This is a genomic window from Chromobacterium indicum, assembly GCF_039708975.1.
In the GTDB taxonomy this organism is placed as follows: Bacteria; Pseudomonadota; Gammaproteobacteria; order Burkholderiales; family Chromobacteriaceae; genus Chromobacterium; species Chromobacterium piscinae.
On sequence record NZ_JAYFSJ010000012.1, the window covers coordinates 98,314 to 118,033 of the forward strand.

17 protein-coding genes are annotated in these 19,720 nt (G+C 65.5%); 12 read left to right on the forward strand and 5 right to left on the reverse strand.

The window, feature by feature from the left end; genetic code table 11:
- Positions 1-109: 109 nt before the first annotated feature.
- The 5 genes from rodA to VA599_RS17065 form a co-directional block, all read right to left on the reverse strand.
- The gene (gene rodA / locus VA599_RS17045; RefSeq protein WP_021477379.1) at positions 110-1,204 is read right to left on the reverse strand and encodes a rod shape-determining protein RodA; all 1,095 of its coding nucleotides are present in this window, start codon (positions 1,202-1,204) and stop codon (positions 110-112) included.
- Positions 1,185-3,125 carry a penicillin-binding protein 2 gene (gene mrdA / locus VA599_RS17050; RefSeq protein ID WP_021477378.1) on the reverse strand — a complete coding sequence of 647 codons (1,941 nt, stop codon included), beginning with the start codon at positions 3,123-3,125 and terminating at the stop codon, positions 1,185-1,187. The genes rodA and mrdA overlap by 20 nt, the downstream gene beginning before the upstream one ends.
- Before the next feature lie 14 nt (positions 3,126-3,139).
- Positions 3,140-3,643, reverse strand: a complete 504-nt coding sequence (gene mreD / locus VA599_RS17055) for a rod shape-determining protein MreD (protein ID WP_021477377.1) — start codon at positions 3,641-3,643, stop codon at positions 3,140-3,142.
- Between the two features lie 6 nt (positions 3,644-3,649).
- Positions 3,650-4,558 (reverse strand): rod shape-determining protein MreC, encoded by a 909-nt coding sequence (mreC, locus tag VA599_RS17060; RefSeq protein WP_046168107.1) that lies wholly within the window; start codon positions 4,556-4,558, stop codon positions 3,650-3,652.
- A gap of 64 nt (positions 4,559-4,622) precedes the next feature.
- Positions 4,623-5,666, reverse strand: coding sequence for a rod shape-determining protein (locus VA599_RS17065; RefSeq protein WP_021477375.1), 1,044 nt, complete (start codon positions 5,664-5,666; stop codon positions 4,623-4,625).
- A gap of 353 nt (positions 5,667-6,019) precedes the next feature.
- Here VA599_RS17065 and gatC point away from each other — a divergent pair, with 353 nt between their 5' ends.
- The 12 genes from gatC to ftsW all read left to right on the forward strand — a co-directional run bounded on the left by gatC (position 6,020) and on the right by ftsW (position 19,720).
- Positions 6,020-6,307 (forward strand): Asp-tRNA(Asn)/Glu-tRNA(Gln) amidotransferase subunit GatC, encoded by a 288-nt coding sequence (gene gatC, locus VA599_RS17070; protein ID WP_021477374.1) that lies wholly within the window; start codon positions 6,020-6,022, stop codon positions 6,305-6,307.
- An 82-nt stretch (positions 6,308-6,389) separates the two neighbouring features.
- Positions 6,390-7,841: an Asp-tRNA(Asn)/Glu-tRNA(Gln) amidotransferase subunit GatA gene (gatA, locus tag VA599_RS17075; RefSeq protein WP_346789699.1), complete on the forward strand. Its 1,452-nt coding sequence runs from the start codon at positions 6,390-6,392 to the stop codon at positions 7,839-7,841.
- Between the two features lie 167 nt (positions 7,842-8,008).
- Positions 8,009-9,436, forward strand: a complete 1,428-nt coding sequence (gene gatB / locus VA599_RS17080; protein WP_021477372.1) for an Asp-tRNA(Asn)/Glu-tRNA(Gln) amidotransferase subunit GatB — start codon at positions 8,009-8,011, stop codon at positions 9,434-9,436.
- Between the two features lie 400 nt (positions 9,437-9,836).
- On the forward strand, positions 9,837-10,283 hold the full coding sequence (mraZ, locus tag VA599_RS17085; RefSeq protein WP_021477371.1) for a division/cell wall cluster transcriptional repressor MraZ: 447 nt from the start codon (positions 9,837-9,839) through the stop codon (positions 10,281-10,283).
- Complete coding sequence (gene rsmH, locus VA599_RS17090) at positions 10,280-11,242, forward strand: 16S rRNA (cytosine(1402)-N(4))-methyltransferase RsmH (RefSeq protein WP_166439891.1); 963 nt, start codon at positions 10,280-10,282, stop codon at positions 11,240-11,242. Before mraZ ends, rsmH begins: the two co-directional genes overlap by 4 nt.
- Positions 11,239-11,511 (forward strand): cell division protein FtsL, encoded by a 273-nt coding sequence (ftsL, locus tag VA599_RS17095; protein WP_021477369.1) that lies wholly within the window; start codon positions 11,239-11,241, stop codon positions 11,509-11,511. Before rsmH ends, ftsL begins: the two co-directional genes overlap by 4 nt.
- Positions 11,511-13,262, forward strand: a complete 1,752-nt coding sequence (locus tag VA599_RS17100; RefSeq protein ID WP_070980534.1) for a peptidoglycan D,D-transpeptidase FtsI family protein — start codon at positions 11,511-11,513, stop codon at positions 13,260-13,262. The genes ftsL and VA599_RS17100 overlap by 1 nt, the downstream gene beginning before the upstream one ends.
- 4 nt (positions 13,263-13,266) lie before the next feature.
- Positions 13,267-14,748: a UDP-N-acetylmuramoyl-L-alanyl-D-glutamate--2,6-diaminopimelate ligase gene (locus tag VA599_RS17105; RefSeq protein ID WP_346789702.1), complete on the forward strand. Its 1,482-nt coding sequence runs from the start codon at positions 13,267-13,269 to the stop codon at positions 14,746-14,748.
- Complete coding sequence (locus tag VA599_RS17110) at positions 14,745-16,106, forward strand: UDP-N-acetylmuramoyl-tripeptide--D-alanyl-D-alanine ligase (protein WP_346789704.1); 1,362 nt, start codon at positions 14,745-14,747, stop codon at positions 16,104-16,106. Before VA599_RS17105 ends, VA599_RS17110 begins: the two co-directional genes overlap by 4 nt.
- Position 16,107: 1 nt before the next feature.
- Positions 16,108-17,193: a phospho-N-acetylmuramoyl-pentapeptide-transferase gene (gene mraY / locus VA599_RS17115; protein ID WP_021477365.1), complete on the forward strand. Its 1,086-nt coding sequence runs from the start codon at positions 16,108-16,110 to the stop codon at positions 17,191-17,193.
- Positions 17,194-17,204: 11 nt separating this feature from the next.
- The gene (gene murD, locus VA599_RS17120; protein WP_346789706.1) at positions 17,205-18,566 is read left to right on the forward strand and encodes a UDP-N-acetylmuramoyl-L-alanine--D-glutamate ligase; all 1,362 of its coding nucleotides are present in this window, start codon (positions 17,205-17,207) and stop codon (positions 18,564-18,566) included.
- Complete coding sequence (gene ftsW, locus VA599_RS17125) at positions 18,563-19,720, forward strand: putative lipid II flippase FtsW (RefSeq protein WP_346789708.1); 1,158 nt, start codon at positions 18,563-18,565, stop codon at positions 19,718-19,720. Before murD ends, ftsW begins: the two co-directional genes overlap by 4 nt.

Below are 19,720 nucleotides of genomic sequence, written 5' to 3' on the forward strand. Positions count from 1 at the left end.
CCGCTTGACGATGCCGCAGCGGCGCCCGCGGCGTCAAGCCGCGCGGGGCGGATGGACAAACCGGCCTGCTTTGGGCAGGCCGGTTCGGCAAGGGTTCCGGAGCGTGCGTTCAGCGCCGCAGATTGCTGATGCCCATCAGCATGCCCATGCCGATGAACAGCGTGACCGAGGCGGTGCCGCCGTAGGACATGAAGGGCAGCGGCACGCCCACCACCGGCAGGATGCCGGACACCATGCCCATGTTGACGAAGGCGTAGACGAAGAAGGACATGGTGATCGATCCCGCCATCAGCCGGCCGTACAGCGTCTGCGCGCTGGCGGTGATCATCATCGCCCGGCTCAGGATCAACAGGTAGAGCGTCAGCAGCACCGCGTTGCCGGCCAGGCCGAATTCCTCGGAGTAGACGGCGAAAATGAAGTCAGTCGTCCGCTCGGGGATATAGTCCAGATGGGTCTGGGTGCCGTTGAGCCAGCCCTTGCCCCACGGCCCGCCGGAGCCGATGGCGATCATCGACTGGATGATGTGGTAGCCGGTGCCCAGCGGGTCGGTGGTGGGGTCGATCAGGGTCAGCACCCGCTTGCGCTGGTAGTCGTGCAGGTGGTTCCAGACGATGGGCAGGCTGGCGGCGGCCATCACCGCGCCGGCCAGGATCACCTTCCACGGCAGGCCGGCGAAGAACAGCACGAAGAAGCCGGCGGCGGCGATCAAGAGCGCGGTGCCCAGGTCGGGCTGCTTCAGCACCAGGCCCACCGGCACCAGCATGATGGCGGCGGCGATCAGGTAATGCCACCAGCGCAGCGACAGCTCGTATTTCTGGAAGAACCAGGCCAGCATCATCGGCAGCGCGATCTTCAGAATCTCCGACGGCTGGATGCGGGTGACGCCCAGGCTCAGCCAGCGGGTGGAGCCGTTCACCGTGATGCCCTTGAAGTGCACCGCGATCAGCAGCAGCACGCCGATGACGTAAATCGGCGGCGCGAAGTTCATCACGCTCTGCGGCCGCATCCGCGCGATCACCCACATCACGGTCAGCGCCATCGCGGTGTAGATCAGCTTGTTGTCTATCTTGTCGAAGGACTGGTTGTTGGCGGAGTAGAGCAGCACCATGCTGACCGCGAAGATCAGACCGAGGAACAGCATCAGCCAGCCGTCCAGCGGCTCTTTTATCTGCTGCCAGATCTGCTTAATCAGCGGCGTCTTCACGTACGTCTCCGTTTTCCATCGGCACGGTTTTCAGCAGGCCGGCCAGGTCGTTGCGCACCTTGCCGGTCAGGTAGAAGTCGAACAGGCCGCGCGCCACCGGCGCGGCGGCGGCGGCGCCGAAGCCGGCGTTCTCGACGATGATGGCCACCGCGATCTTGGGCTGCTCCACCGGCGCGAAGGCGATGAACCAGCTGTGGTCGCGGTATTGCTCGGCCAGCGCGGCGGCGTTGTACTTGGCGCCCTGCTTGATCGCCACCACCTGGGCGGTGCCGGTCTTGCCGGCCATCGAGTACTGCAGGCCGGCGCCGACGCGGGCGCCGGTGCCCGAGATCATCACGTTGCGCATGCCTTCCTTGATGTAGTCGAAGTATTCCTTCGGGTAAGGCAGTTGCCGGATCGGCTGCGGCTCGATCTGGCGGGATTTTCCGGTCTTGGAGTCCACCACCTGCTGCACCAGGTGCGGTTTGAACACTTGGCCGCCGTTGGCCATGATGGCGGTGGCGTTGGCCATTTGCAGCGGGGTGTAAGCGTTGAAGCCCTGGCCGATGCCGATGCTGACCACGTCGGCCGGATACCAGCGCCGCACCTCGGGCTTGTAGCGGGCGAAGCGCTTTTCCTTCCATTCCTTGGACGGCAGCACGCCGATGGATTCGCCGTCCAGGTCGATGCCGGTCTTGCTGCCCAGGCCGAAGGAGCCGACCACCGGATGGATCTTGTCTATGCCCATGTCCCAGGCCAGCTTGTAGAAGAAGGTGTCGCTGGACACGGTGATCGCGCGCTGCAGGTTGACCATGCCATTGCCGCTTTTCTTGCTGTCGCGGAACTGGTGGCTGGAGCCCGGCAGCGTGAAGTAGCCGGGCGCCGGACGGATGTCGTGCATGCCTATGCTGTGGGTGTTCAGCGCCGCCATCGCCATGAAGGGCTTGAAGGTGGAGCCCGGCGGATAGGTGCCGCGCAGCGCGCGGTTGATCAGCGGCTTCTGCCAGTCGGTGTTCAGCGCGGTCCAGGTCTGGGTGTCGATGCCGTCGATGAACAGGCTGGGATCGAAGCCGGGCTTGGACAGGAAGGCCAGCACGCCGCCGGTGTTGGGGTCTATCGCCACCAGCGCGCCGCGGCGCTCGCCGAACAGCTTGTCGGCCATTTCCTGCAGTCGGATATCCAGCGCCAGCTTCAGGGTGTTGCCGTTGACCGGCGGCGTGCGGCGCAGGCTGCGCACCGCGCGGCCGCCGGAGTCGGTTTCCATTTCCTCGAAGCCCACCTGGCCGTGCAGGTCTTCCTCGTACACCGCTTCCAGGCCGGTCTTGCCGATGTAGTTGGTGCCCTTGTAGTTGGTGGTCTTGTCCTCTTCCTCCAGCCGCTCCTTGTCCCTCTGATTGATACGGCCGATGTAGCCCAGCACGTGGCTGGTCATTTCCTTGTACGGATAATCGCGGAACAGCCTGGCTTTGACCTCGACGCCGGGCAGCTCGAAGCCGTGGGCGGCGACGCGCGCGGCTTCGTCGTCGGTCAGCTTGACCTTCAGCGGTATGGCTTCGAAATTCTTGCTCTCGGCCAGCAGCTTCTTGAACAGCTTCTCGTCGCGCGGGCTGACGTCGGCCAGCGTCTTCAGCTTGGCGACGGTGGCGGCGAGGTCGGAAATCTTGCTCGGCGTCAGCTCCAGCGTGTAGGCGGAGTAGTTCTGCGCCAGCACGATGCCGTTGCGGTCCAGGATCAGGCCGCGGTTGGGCAGGATGGGCACCAGCGAGATGCGGTTGTTCTGGGCCAGCGTGGAGAAATGGTCGTGCTGCAGCACCTGCAGCCAGATGAAGCGCGCGAGCAGGGTGAGGAACATCAGGATGATCAGCGCGTAGGCGATGATCAGCCGCAGCTCGAACTGGGCTTCTTCGGACTGCGGGTTTTTGAAACGGGACGGGCGGCGCATGGATCAGTCGGGTTTCATGCCGTGTGGTGGCGGTAAGGAATCAGCATCAGCTTGGTCAACAGCGGCCACAGCAGCGCGCCGATCAAGGGCGGCAGGAAATAGCTCCAGCCGACGAAGGCGGAGCCGGTCAGCATCCGCACCACCACCATGATCAGCTGGTTGGTCAGCATCAGGCCCAGCACCACCAGCGCCTGCTGGCCCAGGTTGAACATCACCAGCTGGCGCTGGCGGCTCAAGGCCAGGAAGGCGGTGATCGAGTAGGCCAGCGCGTGCTGGCCGAACAGGCCGGCGGTGGACACGTCGGCGATGATGCCCATCAGGAAGGCGATGCCGATGTTGACCCGGCGCGGTTGGTTGATCACCCAATACAGGATCAGCAGGCCGATGAAGTCGGGCAGCCAGCGCGTGCTGCCGTGCGGCAGCGGCACCAGCTCGACCAGCACGGCGATCACGAAGGTGGTCAGGATGAAGCGGCGCTTGACCGGCTTGAGCAATTCCTTGGGGCGGTCCAACGACATCTGGGCTTACTCCTCGTCGGCGGACTTCTTGCCGCCCTTGGTCTTCTTCTCTGGCAGCGCCGGCGGTTCGGCCGGGCGCGGGCGCGTTTCCTTGGCTTGAAGCACCAGCACGTAGCGGGTTTGCTGCACGCCGGACATCGGCAGGGTGCTGACGCGGGTGAAGGCGGCGCCGGCATTGCGGTCGACCTTGCTCACCACCGCAACCGGGATGCCTTCCGGAAACACGCCGTCCAGACCCGAGGTGACGATGCGGTCGTTTTCCTTGACGTCCGAACTTTGCGGCAGGTAGCGCAGTTCGATGCCGCCACCATAACCATAGAGGATGGCGCGCTCGCCGGTGCGGGCGATCATCACCGGAACCATCTGGTTCTTGTCGATGATCAGGGTCACCTCGGCGGTCAGCGGCTGCACCCGCGTCACCTGTCCCAGGAGCCCGCGCGCGTCCACCACCGGCTGGCCGGCTTGCAGCTTGGCGTCGTCGCCCTTGTCGATGATGATTTTGTACGAGAACGGGTCGCGGCCGGTGTACAGCGTCTCGGCGATCTGAGCCGAGTCGTCGCGCTGGGCGCGGATGCCGTTCAGCTGGCGCAGCTCGTTCAGCTCGCGCTCCAGCGTCTGCAGCCGTCCCAGCTGGGCGGCCATCTGCAGCTGTTTCTCGCGCAGCAGGGTGTTCTCCTGCTTCATCTCGGCCTGCGAGGTCAGGTAGTCGCCGGCGTGGCGAACCGCCTGCGCCGGCATGTTGACCGCGCGCTGCACCGGGTACAGCGCCAGCGACAGCGCTTCGCGCGCCTGTTCCATCAGGCCGTAGCGGCTGTCTCCGATCAAGAGCGCGATCGAGGCGACCACGCTCATGGCCAGGCGCGCAGCCGGGGGCGGCCCGGAGCGGAAAAAGCTTGGGGTGTTGGCGAAATCCATGGCCACAGCCACCGCGCCTTGACGGCGCGGCGTTCGCTCGGTTTACAGGGTGTTTGCTGGAAGTTTAAGGCACGTTGGTGAAAATGGTGCCGATCTTGTCCATTTTTTCCAGCGCCTTGCCGGAGCCGCGCACCACGCAGGTCAGCGGTTCCTCGGCCACGAACACCGGCAGGCCGGTCTCTTCCGCCAGCAGGCGGTCGATGTCCTTCAGCAGCGCGCCGCCGCCGGTCAGCACCATGCCCTTCTCGGCGATGTCGGCGCCCAGTTCCGGCGGAGTCTGCTCCAGCGCGATCTTCACCGCGGAAACGATCTGGTTCAGCGGCTCGGTCAGCGCTTCCAGGATTTCATTGGAAGACACGGTGAACGCGCGCGGAATGCCTTCGGCCAGGTTGCGGCCCTTGACTTCCATCTCGCGCACCTCGGCGCCCGGGAAGGCGGAGCCGATGGTTTTCTTGATTTCCTCGGCGGTGGTCTCGCCGATCAGCATGCCGTAGTTGCGGCGGATGTAGTTGATGATGGATTCGTCGAACTTGTCGCCGCCGACGCGCACCGAGTTGGAGTAGACCACGCCGCCCAGCGAGATCACGCCGACTTCGGTGGTGCCGCCGCCGATGTCCACCACCATCGAGCCGGTCGGCTCTTCCACCGGCAGGCCGGCGCCGATCGCCGCGGCCATCGGCTCTTCGATCAGCTCGACGCGGCGCGCGCCGGCGGCGAGGGCGGAGTCGCGGATCGCCTTGCGTTCCACCTGGGTGGAGCCGCAGGGCACGCAGATCACGATGCGCGGGCTGGCGGCGAAGAAGCGGTTAGGGTTCACCTTCTTGATGAACTGCTTCAGCATCTGCTCGGTGACGGTGAAGTCGGCGATCACGCCGTCCTTCATCGGACGGATCGCCTGGATGCTGCCCGGGGTGCGGCCCAGCATGCGCTTGGCTTCCAGGCCGACGGCCAGGATGGATTTCTTGTTGGTCGGCGCGTCGTTGTGGATGGCGACGACCGAAGGCTCGTCGAGGACGATGCCCTTGCTGCGCATGTAGATCAGGGTGTTGGCGGTGCCGAGGTCGATGGCGAGGTCGTTGGAGAAGTATCCGGTCAGCGAACGAAACATTGGGCGGTCCTGGTCAGTTTTCGTCAGTGGCGGACGCCGGCGGCGTCCGTAAAAATCCAGTTTAATCTGTGGCAGGCCCGTTTCCCCGCCTTTTTATCAGGCATGGCAACTATTCACTGTCCCGAGCGTTGCGCACGGGCGTTTTTTCGCGCCGATGCGGGGGGACGTCGAACAGTTGTTGCCGGTCTTTACCGGCGGCGGATTCGGCCTGCGTCTGCTGGCCCCGGCGCAGGCTTCCGCGGGGTGGAAAATGCCCCCGGAATGCGTCGTGGCGCAATGTCGATCTTGGGAGAATCAAACGGGGTATGATACCCTATAAAGCTTGAAATATTAAAGGTTTTAACGAGGAAGCCATGTCGCTGACGCATCAGGATGTCGCACGGATCGCCAAGCTTGCCCGCATCAATGTGAGCGAGGCGGAAATCGCCGCCACAGCGGACCAGCTCAACAATATTTTCGGCCTGATCGAAAAGATGCAGGCCGTCGACACCGCCGGCGTCGAGCCGATGGCGCACCCGCAGGATGTTTCCCTGCGTTTGCGCGACGACGTCGTCACCGAACCCAACCGTCGCGAGGCCTTCCAGGCGGTCGCGCCGCAAGTGGAAAAAGGCCTGTTCCTCGTTCCCAAAGTGATCGAGTAAGCCTGTGAGCCGTCCCGCCGCGATTGGTTCCCAGAAAATCGCCGGCCGGGCCAGACTATCCGGATAGCAAGATTTGATCGAAATGACACAAGCCACCCTCAAGCAATTGTCGCAACAGCTGGCGGCCAAGCAGGTCTCCAGCGTGGAGCTGGCCAGCCAGTACCTGGGCCGCATCGAGGTGCTGAACCCGCAGCTCAACGCCATCGTCACCGTCGACCGCGAGAAGACGCTGGCCGAAGCCCGCGCCGCCGACGCGCGCCTCGCCGCAGGCGATGCCCATGCCCTGACCGGCGTGCCGCTGGTGCACAAGGACCTGTTCTGCCAGCAAGGCTGGAAGACCAGCTGCGGCTCCAAGATGCTGGATAACTTCGTCTCGCCTTACAGCGCCCACGTGGTGGAGCAGTGCGCCGCCGCCGGCATGGTGACGCTGGGCCGCGCCAATATGGACGAGTTCGCGATGGGCTCGTCCAATGAAAACTCGTTCTACGGCGCGGTGAAGAACCCGTGGGACCTGAACGCTATTCCGGGCGGCAGCTCCGGCGGCTCGGCCGCCGCCGTCGCCGCGCGCCTGGCGCCGGTGGCCACCGCCACCGACACCGGCGGCTCCATCCGCCAGCCGGCCAGCCATTGCGGCGTCACCGGCATCAAGCCGACCTACGGCGTGGTGTCGCGCTACGGCATGGTGGCCTTCGCCTCCTCGCTGGATCAGGGCGGCCCGATCGCGCAGACCGCCGAGGACTGCGCGTTGATGCTGAACGTGATGGCCGGCTTCGACGAGCGCGACTCCACCAGCCTGGAGCGCGCCAAGGAAGATTACACCCGTGAGCTCGGCAACTCCTTGAACGGCTTGCGTGTGGGCCTGCCCAAGGAATACTTCGCCGCCGGCCTGGATGCCGATGTGGCGCGCGCCGTCGACAACGCTGTGGCCGAGCTGAAGAAGTTGGGCGCCGAGGCGGTGGAAATCGCCTTGCCCAACACCGAGCTGTCGATCCCGGCTTATTACGTGATCGCGCCGGCTGAGGCTTCGACCAACCTGTCCCGCTACGACGGCGTCCGCTACGGCCACCGCGCCAAGGACTACAAGGACCTGGTCGACATGTACGAGAAGACCCGCGCCGAAGGTTTCGGCGACGAGGTCAAGCGCCGCATCTTGGTCGGCAGCTACGTGCTGAGCCACGGCTACTACGACGCCTACTACCTGAAGGCGCAGAAGATCCGCCGCCTGATCGCCAACGACTTCAAGGCCGCTTTCCAGCAGTGCGACGTGATCCTGGGGCCAGTGGCGCCGACCGCCGCCTTCGATCTGGGCCAGATGGCGTCCGATCCGGTGCAGATGTATCTGTCCGACGTCTACACGCTGTCGGTGAACCTGGCCGGCCTGCCGGGCATGAGTGTGCCGGCGGGCTTCGCCGCCAACGGCCGCCCGATTGGCCTGCAGATCATCGGCAATTACTTCGCCGAGGCCAAGATGCTGAACGTCGCGCACCAGTTCCAGCAGGCGACCGACTGGCACGCCAAGGCGCCCGCGCTGTAAGCCGGCGGCTGCGCGACGCGAATGCCGCGTTGGCTGCGCTTGCCGTACGAGTGTACTGCCTGCGCGCGCCCGCCTTGCCTTCGCGCCGCTCGTGCGCAGGTTGAGAGTTTACGTTTCCAAGAGCGCGGCTGAGATTGCGCTCTGGCATGAATAAGGATTTTCCGACCATGAAATGGGAAGTCGTCATCGGTATCGAGGTGCACGTGCAGCTCAATACCGTCTCCAAGATTTTCTCCGGCTCCAGCACCGCTTTCGGCGCGGAGCCCAACACCCAAGCTTCCGCGGTGGAACTGGCGCTGCCCGGCGTGCTGCCGGTGCTGAACCGCGCGGTGGTGGACAAGGCGATCCGCCTGGGCCTGGCGCTGGACGCCAACATCAACCAGAAGAACGTGTTCGCCCGCAAGAACTACTTCTATCCAGACCTCCCCAAGGGCTACCAGATCAGCCAGATGGACCTGCCCATCGTCGAGGGCGGCAAGCTCAAGATTCTGGTCGGCGACCAGGAAAAGGTGGTCGGCGTGACCCGCGCCCATATGGAAGAGGATGCCGGCAAGAGCCTGCACGAAGACTTCCAGGGCCTGTCCGGCATCGACCTGAACCGCGCCGGCACCCCGCTGCTGGAAGTGGTGTCCGAGCCGGACATGCGCTCGGTCGACGAGGCGCTGGCCTACGTCAAGGCGCTGTATACGCTGGTGACCTGGCTGGGCATCTGCGACGGCAATATGCAGGAAGGCAGCTTCCGCATGGACGTCAACGTGTCGGTGCGCCCGGAGGGGCAAAAGGAATTCGGCACCCGCCGCGAGATCAAGAACCTCAATTCCTTCCGCTTCCTGGAGCAGGCCGCCAAGTACGAGATCCAGTGGCAGATCGATACGCTGGAAGACGGCGGCAAGGTGCAGCAGGCCACCGTGCTGTTCGACCCGGATACCGGCGAGACCCGCATGATGCGCAGCAAGGAAGACGCGCACGACTATCGCTACTTCCCGGATCCGGACTTGCTGCCGGTGCGCATATCCGACGAGCAGATCGCCCGCATCAAGGGCGAGATGCCGGAGCTGCCGGGCGCGATGCAGGCCCGCTTTGTGGAGAGCTACGGCGTGTCCGCCTACGACGCGGCGCTGCTGACGTCCAGCCTCAAGCAGGCGCAGTACTTTGAAGCCGCCGCCAAGGCCTCCGGCCAGGGCAAGCTGGCCGCCAACTGGATCAACGGCGAGATCGCCGCGCGGCTGAACCGTGACGGCAAGGACATCGCCGACTGCCCGATCTCGGTGGAGCGCTTGTCCGGCCTGATCGTCCGCATCGCCGACAACACCTTGTCCAGCAAGCTGGCCAAGCAGGTGTTCGACGCGTTGTGGGACAGCGATCTGTCCGCCGATGCCGTCATCGAGCGCGACGGGCTGAAGCAGGTCTCCGACGTCGGCGCCATCGAAAAGATGGTGGAAGAGGCGATCGCCGCCAATCCCAAGGCGGTCGAGGAATTCCGCGCCGGCAAGGAAAAGGCGCTGAACGCGCTGGCCGGCCAGGTGATGAAGGCGTCCAAGGGCAAGGCAAATCCGGCCCAGGTGCAGGACATCCTGCGCCAAAAGCTGTCTTGATCGTCTGATCGCCAGAACAGCAAGGCGGCCTGAATGGCCGCCCTGTTGTTTTTTAAATACATGGCTGAAAATCGCCGCCGGTAATTTGTTGCTTTTCCTGAAGATACTTGTGGTTCAAACAGTTCCATTGGCAATCATTGCCGCCTTGTTACAGTCTCCGCGACCCGCAATGTTCATGTCCCACTTTTACAGGCGAATTTAAGTCCCTGATTTGTTTCAGATTCCATTTTTACGCGCTGCCGTAAGTCATTGTCTCAAAAGGCGAATTAGTAAATCCCTATGTTGACCGTGGGGCAGTTCTTTCTTATAGTGGCGGAAAGTGGGTCAAAGTGGGTGAAAGTGGGGAAATTCTCCCCCCGGAGCGACGGCTCCGTTTTTCTCGGTCAGCGGGTCTCAAATCATGATTGGTGGCGTCAGCATCTTGTCTCTCGATAGCAAGGGGCGCTTGGCTATTCCGGCCAAGCACCGCGAGACGCTGCTGTCCGCGTTTGGGCACAAGCTGGTCGTCACCCTCGAATCCCAAGACCATCTGCTGCTTTACCCCGAACCCAACTGGCGCCCGGTCGAGGCCCGTCTGCTGGCCCTTCCCACCGGCAATCCCACCCTGAAACGCTATCAACGACTGGTGCTCGGCCATGCCGAGACCCTGGAGATGGACTCCGCCGGGCGCGTGCTGCTGCCGGGCCGCCTGCGTGAACTGACCGCGCTGGACAAGGACGTTGCCCTGGTAGGCATGGGCAACCGCTTCGAATTGTGGAATGCCGAGGAATGGGACAGCCAGACCGCTGACGCGCTGGCCATCGACCAAGCCGATTTGGCGCAACACCTTGGAGATTTCACGCTGTGAGCACCCCCACCTTCGTGCACCGCACGGTATTGCTGACCGAAGCGGTCGACGCGCTCGCCATCCGGCCGGATGGCGTCTATGTCGATTGCACCTTCGGTCGCGGAGGCCACAGCCGCCTGATCCTGTCGAAGCTCGGCCCCTCGGGCCGGCTGATCGCCTTCGACAAGGACCTGGAAGCCATCGCCGTCGCCGACAGGCTGGCGGCGGAGGATTCCCGCTTCAACATCGTGCACAACGGTTTCGAGACGCTGTCGGCCGAGCTCGCCCGCCTGGGCGTGGCCGGCGTCGACGGCGTGCTGATGGATCTGGGCGTGTCGTCGCCGCAGATCGACGACGGCAGCCGCGGTTTCAGCTTCCGTTTCGACGCGCCGCTGGACATGCGCATGGATACCACCCGCGGCGTCACCGCCGCCGAGTGGTTGGCAACGGCCGACGAGGCCGATATCAGAGAGGTCATCAAGACTTATGGTGAAGAGCGGTTTGCTCGCAAGATCGCAGCAGCCATTGTTGCGCAACGGGGGGAAAACCCCATCACGACCACCCGCGAGCTCTCTGTGCTCGTTGGGCAAAACGTCCGTACTCGCGAACCGGGCCAAGACCCGGCTACGCGCACCTTCCAGGCGATCCGGATCTTTGTGAACCGGGAGCTGGACGAGCTGAAGGCGGTGCTGCCGCAAGCGGCGCGCCTGCTGAACGAAGGCGGCCGTCTGGCGGTGATCAGCTTCCATTCGCTGGAGGACCGCATCGTCAAGCAGTACCTGCGCGACGTCAGCAGCGAGGAAAAGCTGCCGGCCTGGGCGATGGTGCGCGCGGCCGACATGGCCAAGCCGCCGATCGATCTGGTCGGCAAGGCGATCCGCGCCGGCGATGAGGAGCTGCGCGAGAATCCGCGCGCCCGCAGCGCCATCATGCGCGTGGCCGAGCGCACCGCCGCGCCGTGGCGGGAGGGCGACGCATGAACAAGCTCAACGCGACGCTGCTGCTGATGGCCGTGTTCTCCGCCTGGTCGGTGGTGACGTCCACGCACGTGTCGCGCAAGCTCTACAGCGACTTGCAGAAGGAAACCAAGTCGGGGCAGCAGCTGGAGGTGGAGTTCGGCCAGCTGCAGCTGGAGCAGAGCACCTGGGGCGCGCACGCGGTGATCGAGAAGGCCGCGTCCACCCGCCTCGACATGCATACGCCTGATCCGCGCCAGATCCAGGTGATCACGGCCAAGGGAGCGCTGTGATGCGCGCCGGCTCCAGTTATAGCGTCCGCACCCGCCCCGCGCCGGCCAGCCCCGCGTTGCGGATGACCAGCACGCGCGTGCGCTGCGTGCTGCTGATGCTGGCCTTGCTGTTCCTGGCGCTGATCGGTCGCGCGGTCTATCTGCAGGTGGTGCAGCAGGACTTCCTGCAGGGCCAGGGCGAGGCGCGCTTCCGCCGCACCTTGATGCTGGAAGCCAACCGCGGCGTGATCACCGACCGCAACGGCGAGCCGCTGGCGATCAGCTCCCCGGTGCAGACCATCTGGGCCAGCCCGGCCGACATGGAGCCGGTGCCGCCGGCCAAGCTGCGCGAGCTGGCCGGCCTGCTCGACCTGTCGCCGGAAGAGCTGTCGTCCAAGCTGTCCGACCGCAAGAAGGAATTCGTCTATATCAAGCGCCAGATCAGCCCGGAGCTGGCCGACAAGGTGATGGCGCTGGGCGTGCCCGGCATCGCCAAGCAACAGGAATTCCGCCGCTTCTACCCGGCCGGCGAGATCGTGTCGCACATCATCGGTTTCACCGGCGTGGACGGCAAGGGCCAGGAAGGCGTCGAGCTCGCCCGCGAGAAGATGCTGTCCGGCAAGGACGGCCGCCGCGTGGTGCTGAAGGATCGCCGCGGCCACATCATCGAGGACGTAGCCGCCATCGAGCCGCCGCGCGACGGCCAGAAGCTGGCGCTGGCGATCGACCATCGCATCCAGTACCTGGCTTACCGCGAAATCAAGGCCGCGGTGGAGACCAACAAGGCCAAGGCGGGCAGCGTGGTGGTGCTGGACGCGCATACCGGCGAGCTGCTGGCGCTGGCCAACTACCCGTCGTTCAACCCCAACAACCGCAGCGGCGTGACGCCGGAGATGATGCGCAACCGCGGCGTGATCGATCTGTTCGAGCCGGGCTCCACCATGAAGCCGCTGTCGATCTCGCTGGCGCTGGAGCACGGCAAGGCCAATCTGAACACGGTGCTGGATACCCACACTTATATGATCGGGCCGGCCACCATCCGCGACGTGGCGCCGCGTCCCAGCCTGGACATCCTCGGCATCATCCAGAAGTCGTCCAACGTCGGCACCAGCAAACTGGCGCTGATGAACAGCCCGGAAGAATCTTGGGCCCACTACGACGCGCTGGGCTTTGGCCGGCCGCCGGAAACCGGCTTCCCCGGCGAGGCCGGCGGCCGGCTGCGCGACTGGCACAAGTGGCGTCCGATCGAGCAGGCGACGATGTCGTTCGGCTATGGCTTGTCGGTCAGCCTGATCCAGATGGCGCGCGCCTACACCATCTTCGCCAACGACGGCGTGATGCTGCCGATCTCGCTGTACAAGACGTCCAACCCGATGCCGGGCAAGCGCGTGCTCAATGAAAAGACCGCGCACGAGATGCGCGATCTGCTGATCGCCAACAGCCAGCCCGGCGGCGGCGCCGTCGGCGGCCGCATCATCGGCTACAGCATAGGCGGCAAGAGCGGCACCGCGCGCAAGCTGGAGGGCCGCACCTACGTGGCCAACAAGCACCGCGCGTTGTTCATGGGCTTCGCGCCCGGCCACTCGCCCAAGGTGATCGTGGCGGTGATGATAGACGAGCCGTCGGCAGGCAAATACTACGGCGGCGCGGTGTCCGCGCCGGTGTTCTCGCAGGTGGCGGGCGGCGCGCTGCGCGTGCTCAACATCGCGCCTGACGAGCCATCCAACAACACTTTATTGCCGGAATCGACCCCGGTTCCGGCGGATTTTTAAGATCATGAAGAGCCGTTTGACTGCGTTGCCGGACTGGGATCCGGCCTTGTTGCAACAGCTGGGCCTCCCGATCAAACGGGTGGAGGCCGACAGCCGCCGCGTGCTGCCGGGCGATGTGTTCCTCGCCTGCCGCGGCGAGTACGCCGACGGCCGCGATTTCATTCCGGCCGCGCTGGAAAAAGGCGCGGCGGCGGTGCTGTGGGACGACGCCGACGGCTTCGCCTGGAAGCCCGAGTGGCAAGCGCCGAATCTGGCGGTGCCGAATCTGCGCGAGCGCGCCGGCATCGTCGCCGCCCATGTGCTGGGCCTGCCCTCGCGTGATCTGACCGTGGTCGGCATCACCGGCACCAACGGCAAGACCTCCATCTCGCATTGGCTGGCGCAGGCGTTTTCCTTGCTGGGCCAGAAGGCGGCGCTGATCGGCACCGTCGGCAACGGCTTTTACGGCCAATTGACCGAAACCACCCATACCACGCCGGACCCGGTGACGGTGCAGCAGAAGCTGGCCGAATACCGCCGCCAGGGCGCGCACGTGGTGACGATGGAAGTGTCCAGCCATGGCCTGGACCAGTTCCGCGTCAACGGCGTCGAGTTCGCTACCGCGGTGTTCACCAATCTGACCCGCGACCATCTCGACTACCACGGCTCGATGGAAGCCTACGGCGAGTCCAAGAAGAAGCTGTTCTTCTGGGAGGGCCTGAAGCACGCGGTGATCAACGCTGATGACGCCTTCGGCCGCCAGCTGGCCGCCGAGATCGACCCTGAACAGACCCGCGTTGTCACGTACGGCCTGGAGCAGGGCGATGTGCGCCCGCTGGCGCTGGCCGCCACGCTGGAAGGCCTGCAGCTGACCGTCGCCACGCCGTGGGGCACGGTCGACGTCCGCACCGGCCTGGTTGGCCGCTTCAACGCCGCCAATCTGCTGGCCTGTCTGGCCACGCTGTGCGTCAACGGCGTCAGCCTGCAGGACGCCGCCGCGGTGATGGCGCGCATCCAGCCGGCCCGCGGCCGGATGCAGAGCGTCGGCGGCGCGCATGAGCCGCTGGTGGTGATCGATTATGCCCACACCCCCGACGCGCTGGAGAAGGCGCTGGCCACGCTGTCCGAGATCCGCCCCGCCGGCGGCAGGCTGTTCTGCGTGTTCGGCTGCGGCGGCGACCGCGATCCGGGCAAGCGTCCGATGATGGGCGCCATCGCCGAAAAGCACGCCGATGTGGCGGTGCTGACCAGCGACAACCCGCGCAGCGAAGACCCGCAGGCCATCATCCGCGACGTGCTGGCCGGCATGGATGCCGCCCGCGCGCATGTCGAGGCCGACCGCGAAGCCGCCATTCACTGGGCGGTGGGCCAGGCCAAGGTGGGCGATGTGGTGCTGGTGGCAGGCAAGGGCCATGAGGAATACCAGGACATCGCCGGCGTCAAGCGGCCGTTCTCCGACTTCCGCGTCGCGGAAGAAGCGCTGACCGCGTGGGGGACGCCGCGATGATGACGCTGAGCCAAGCCGCCCGCTTCGCCCAAGGCCGCCTGACCGGCGCCGACGGCGAAGTGCTGCGTGTGATCACCGACAGCCGCCAGGCGCAGCCAGGCGATCTGTTCGTCGCGCTGAAGGGCGAGCGTTTCGACGCGCATGATTTCGTCGCCGAAGTGACCGCCAAGGGCGCAGCCGCGCTGGTGCGCGACGGCTTCGAACTGGCCGGCGCCAGCCTGATCCAGGCCGGCGACGACACCCGGCTGGCGCTGGGCCGCCTGGCCGCCGGCTGGCGCGAGACGCAGCCGGCCGTCCGCATCGGCGTCACCGGATCCAATGGCAAGACCACGGTCAAGGAAATGCTGGCCGCCATCCTGCGGGCCCATGCCGGCGTGGATGCCGTGCTGGCCACCGCCGGCAATTTCAACAACGACATCGGCCTGCCGCTGACCTTGCTGCAGCTGAAGCCGCAGCATCGCTACGCGGTGATTGAGATGGGCATGAACCATCATGGCGAGCTCAGCTACCTGACCGGGCTGACACGGCCGCAGGTGGCGCTGGTCAACAACGCGATGCGCGCCCACTTCGGCCATTTCGGCTCCACCGAGGACGTCGCCCGCGCCAAGGCCGAGATTTTCGAAGGCCTGGCCGACGGCGGCGTGGCGGTGGTCAATGCCGACGACGCCAATCTGCCGCTGTTCCGCGCCGCCGCCGGCTCGCATCGCCAGCTGAGCTTCGGCCTCGCGCAGGCCGACGTCGGCGCAAGCGATCTGGCGCTGTCGGCGCTGGGCAGCCGTTTCACGCTGCGTTCTCCGGCGGGACAGGTCGAGATTGATCTGCCGGCGCCGGGCGAGCACAACGTCCGCAACGCGCTGGCCGCCGCCGCCGTCGCCTTGGCGCTGGACGTGCCGCTGTCCGCCATCGCCGAGGGCCTGGCCGCGTTCGGCGGCGCCAAGGGCCGGCTGCAGATCAAGCAGAGCCCGTGCGGCCTGACCGTGATCGACGACAGCTACAACGCCAACCCGGATTCGATGAAGGCCGGCATCGACGTGCTGGCCGGCCTGCCCGGTCCGCATTGCTTCGTGATGGGCGACATCGGCGAGCTGGGCGAGGCTTCGCCGGCGCTGCATGCCGAAGTCGGGGAACACGCGCGCCTGCGCGGCATCGAACAGCTCTTTGCGCTGGGCGAGGCTTCGCGTCGCGCGGTAGCCGCATTCGGCGGCGCGGGGCAGGGATTTGATTCGATTGACGAGTTGTTGGAGTGCCTGGATAGCCGGCTGGCGTCGGGTACCGCCGTTCTGGTCAAGGGGTCGCGCTTCATGCGCATGGAACGGGTGGTGGAACACCTGATGCAAGCAAAGAAAGAGGGAGTTTAAGGTGCTGCTTTGGCTGGCTGATCTGTTGGGTTCGCATATCCGGGCCTTCAATGTCTTCAATTACACCACGCTGCGCGCGGTGATGGCGGCGCTGACTTCGCTCGCCATCTCGCTGCTGCTGGGGCCGTGGGTGATCCGCAAACTGACCGAGCTGAAAGTCGGCCAGGCGGTGCGCAACGACGGTCCGCAGACCCATCTGGTCAAGGCCGGCACGCCGACCATGGGCGGCTCGCTGATCCTGCTGGCCATCACCATCACCACGCTGCTGTGGGCGGATTTGTCCAACAAATACGTGTGGCTGCTGCTGGCGGTGATGCTGGGCACCGGCGCGCTGGGCTTCTACGACGACTGGCGCAAGGTGGTGTACAAGGACCCGAAGGGCGTGTCCGCCAAGTTCAAGATGGCATGGCAATCGGCCATCGCCATCGGCGCCGGCGTGTTCCTGATCGCCACCGCCAAGCTGCCGGCGTCCACCGAGCTGATCGTGCCCTTCTTCAAGACCGTCGCTTATCCGCTGGGCGCCGTGGGTTTCTGCGTCCTGACTTATTTCGTCATCGTCGGCACCTCCAACGCGGTCAACCTGACCGACGGCCTGGACGGCCTGGCGGCGCTGCCGACAGTGCTGGTGGCCGCGGGCCTGGCCATCTTCGCCTATGTCGCCGGCCACGCGGTGTTCTCCAAGTATCTGGGCCTGCCCTTCATCCCCGGCGCGCATGAGGTGGTGGTGTTCTGCGCGGCGATGTGCGGCGCCTGCCTGGGCTTTTTATGGTTCAACGCCTATCCGGCCCAGGTGTTCATGGGCGACGTCGGCGCGCTGGCGCTGGGCGCCGCGCTCGGCGCGGTGGCGGTGATCGTGCGCCAGGAGATCGTGCTGTTCCTGATGGGCGGCCTGTTCGTGATGGAGGCGCTGTCGGTGATGATCCAGGTCACCTCGTTCAAGCTGACCGGCAAGCGCGTGTTCCGCATGGCGCCGCTGCATCACCATTTCGAATTGAAGGGCTGGAAGGAAACCCAGGTGGTGGTTCGCTTCTGGATCGTCACCATGATGCTGGTGCTGATCGGCCTGTCGACGCTGAAGCTGCGCTGAGGACGGAAGAGATGGATTACGCCAATCGACATGTGACGGTGGTGGGACTGGGAGGCTCGGGCCTGGCGGCCGCGCGCTACCTGGCCGCCCACGGCGCGCGCGTGCGCGTCGTCGACGCCAATCCGTCCGCCGAGCGGCTGGCCGAGCTGGAGCGCCATCTGCCGGGCGTCGAGGTGATCGTCGGCGTTTTCGACGACGCGACCTTCGCCGGCTCCGACCTGCTGGTGGTCAGCCCCGGCGTGCCGCTGGCCAATTCGGCCATCGCCGCCTTCCGCCGCGCCGGCGGCGAGGCGGTGGGCGACATCGAAATCCTGGCGCGCGCGATCCAGGGCGACGGCAGCAAGGTGATCGCGATCACCGGCTCCAACGGCAAGAGCACGGTCACCAGCCTGGTCGGCCACTTGTGCGAGGCGGCCGGCCTGGATACCGTCGTCGCCGGCAATATCGGCCTGGCGGTGCTGGAGGCGCAGCTGGAACGCGAGCAAAGCGGCCGGCGCCCCGACGTGTGGGTGCTGGAGCTGTCCAGCTTCCAGCTGGAGTCGACCTTCACGCTGGAGGCCGACGCCGCCACCGTGCTGAATATTTCCGAGGACCACCTCGACCGCTATGCCGATCTGCTGGACTACGCCCACGCCAAGACCCGGGTGTTCAACGGCAAGGGCGTGCAGGTGCTGAACAAGGACGACGCGCTGGTGCGGGCGATGATTCGCCCCGGCCACCCGGTCAAGTGGTTCTCGTTGAACGGCGGCGCCGACTACGCGCTGGCGCGCAACGGCGGCTACTGGCTGAGCGCGGGCGGCGAAAAGGTGTTCGATTGCGCCGACATGCAGCTGCAAGGCCTGCACAACGCGGCCAACGCGCTGGCCGCGCTGGGCCTGTGCCAGGGCATAGGCCTGCCGCTGGACAAGCTGCTGGATGGGCTGAAAACCTTCCGCGGCCTCGCTCATCGCGTCGAGCTGGTAGACGAATTCGATGGTGTTGCGTTTATCGATGATTCCAAGGGCACCAATGTCGGCGCGACCGAGGCCGCGCTGAACGGCATGACCCGCCGGGTGGTGCTGATCGCCGGCGGCGACGGCAAGGGCCAGGACTTCGCGCCGCTGAAGCCGGCTTGCCAGCGCATCGCGCGCGCGGTGCTGCTGATCGGCCGCGACGCCGGCAGGATGGAGGCGGCGCTGGAAGGCAGCGGCCTGACGCTGGAGCGTTGCGACACGCTGGAGGACGCCACCCGCCGCGCGGCGGCGCTGGCCCGTCCGGGCGACGTGGTGCTGCTGTCGCCGGCTTGCGCCAGCCTGGACATGTTCAAGAACTACGCGCATCGCGCCCAGGTGTTCATCGACACCGTGGCGGCGGTGAAGGCGGCGCGCGCATGATCCGCAATCCGGCCAATCGCTACACGGCGATCACCGCGTTGGACGAGGCGCTGGCCTGGGCGCTGGCGCTGCTGCTGTCGATCAGCCTGGTGATGGTGTATTCGGCGTCGATCGCCTACGCGGAAGCCGACGCGGCGACGCAGAATCGCTACTTCTACCTGATCCGCCACGTGGTGTTCATGGTGATCGGGCTGTCGGCGGCGTTCGCGGCGTTCCAGATCCCGACGGCGTTCTGGCAGAAGTATTCGGGAAAGATCTTCCTGATTGGCTTGGTGATGCTGGTGCTGGTGCTGATTCCCGGCATCGGCAAGGTGGTCAATGGCTCGCGCCGCTGGATCAACCTGTTCGTGTTGAACCTGCAGCCGTCGGAGGTGATGAAGTTCGCCACCGTGTTGTACGCGGCGGATTACACGGTGCGCAAGAGCCACCTGCTGCACAGCATCAAGGAAGGCTTCGCGCCGATGTTCGCGGCGATGGTGGTGGTGGCCTTCCTGCTGCTGCGCGAGCCGGACTTCGGCGCGCTGATGGTGGTGATGAGCATCGCGATGGGCCTGCTGTTTTTGGGCGGCATCAATATGCGCATCTTTTCGGGGCTCGCGGCGATGGCGGTGGTGGCCATCGTGCTGCTGATCGTGTCGTCGCCGTACCGGCTGAAGCGGGTTTTGGGCTTCATGGACCCGTGGGACGACCCGTACGGCAAGGGCTACCAGCTGTCGCACTCGCTGATCGCCATCGGCCGCGGCGAATGGTTCGGCGTGGGACTGGGCGGCAGCATCGAGAAGCTGTTCTACCTGCCGGAGGCGCACACCGACTTCATCATGGCGGTGATCGCCGAGGAATTCGGCTTCGCCGGCATCTGCGTGGTGATCGGCCTCTACGCCTGGATCGTGCGCCGCGCCTTCCACATCGGCGTGGAGTCGAAAAAGCTGGAGCGCTACTACCAGGCGCTGGTGGCGCAGGGCATAGGCATTTGGCTGGGCATCCAGGTGTTCTTCAACATCGGGGTGAACATGGGCCTGTTGCCGACCAAGGGTTTGACGCTGCCGCTGATGTCGTTCGGCGGCTCGGCGATGCTGATGAATTTGATCGCGGTGGCGGTGCTGCTGCGGGTTGACTATGAGAACCGGCGCATCATGCGCGGGTACAAGGTTTGA

Excerpts from the sequence above, each read along its gene's own strand:
- mrdA (WP_021477378.1), bottom strand. The coding sequence starts at position 3,125 with ATGCGCCGCCCGTCCCGTTTCAAAAACCCGCAGTCCGAAGAAGCCCAG.
- mreD (WP_021477377.1), bottom strand. The coding sequence starts at position 3,643 with ATGTCGTTGGACCGCCCCAAGGAATTGCTCAAGCCGGTCAAGCGCCGC.
- mreC (WP_046168107.1), bottom strand. The coding sequence starts at position 4,558 with ATGGATTTCGCCAACACCCCAAGCTTTTTCCGCTCCGGGCCGCCCCCG.
- VA599_RS17065 (WP_021477375.1), bottom strand. The coding sequence starts at position 5,666 with ATGTTTCGTTCGCTGACCGGATACTTCTCCAACGACCTCGCCATCGAC.
- gatC (WP_021477374.1), top strand. The coding sequence starts at position 6,020 with ATGTCGCTGACGCATCAGGATGTCGCACGGATCGCCAAGCTTGCCCGC.
- gatA (WP_346789699.1), top strand. The coding sequence starts at position 6,390 with ATGACACAAGCCACCCTCAAGCAATTGTCGCAACAGCTGGCGGCCAAG.
- gatB (WP_021477372.1), top strand. The coding sequence starts at position 8,009 with ATGAAATGGGAAGTCGTCATCGGTATCGAGGTGCACGTGCAGCTCAAT.
- mraZ (WP_021477371.1), top strand. The coding sequence starts at position 9,837 with ATGATTGGTGGCGTCAGCATCTTGTCTCTCGATAGCAAGGGGCGCTTG.
- ftsL (WP_021477369.1), top strand. The coding sequence starts at position 11,239 with ATGAACAAGCTCAACGCGACGCTGCTGCTGATGGCCGTGTTCTCCGCC.
- VA599_RS17100 (WP_070980534.1), top strand. The coding sequence starts at position 11,511 with ATGCGCGCCGGCTCCAGTTATAGCGTCCGCACCCGCCCCGCGCCGGCC.
- VA599_RS17105 (WP_346789702.1), top strand. The coding sequence starts at position 13,267 with ATGAAGAGCCGTTTGACTGCGTTGCCGGACTGGGATCCGGCCTTGTTG.
- VA599_RS17110 (WP_346789704.1), top strand. The coding sequence starts at position 14,745 with ATGATGACGCTGAGCCAAGCCGCCCGCTTCGCCCAAGGCCGCCTGACC.
- murD (WP_346789706.1), top strand. The coding sequence starts at position 17,205 with ATGGATTACGCCAATCGACATGTGACGGTGGTGGGACTGGGAGGCTCG.
- ftsW (WP_346789708.1), top strand. The coding sequence starts at position 18,563 with ATGATCCGCAATCCGGCCAATCGCTACACGGCGATCACCGCGTTGGAC.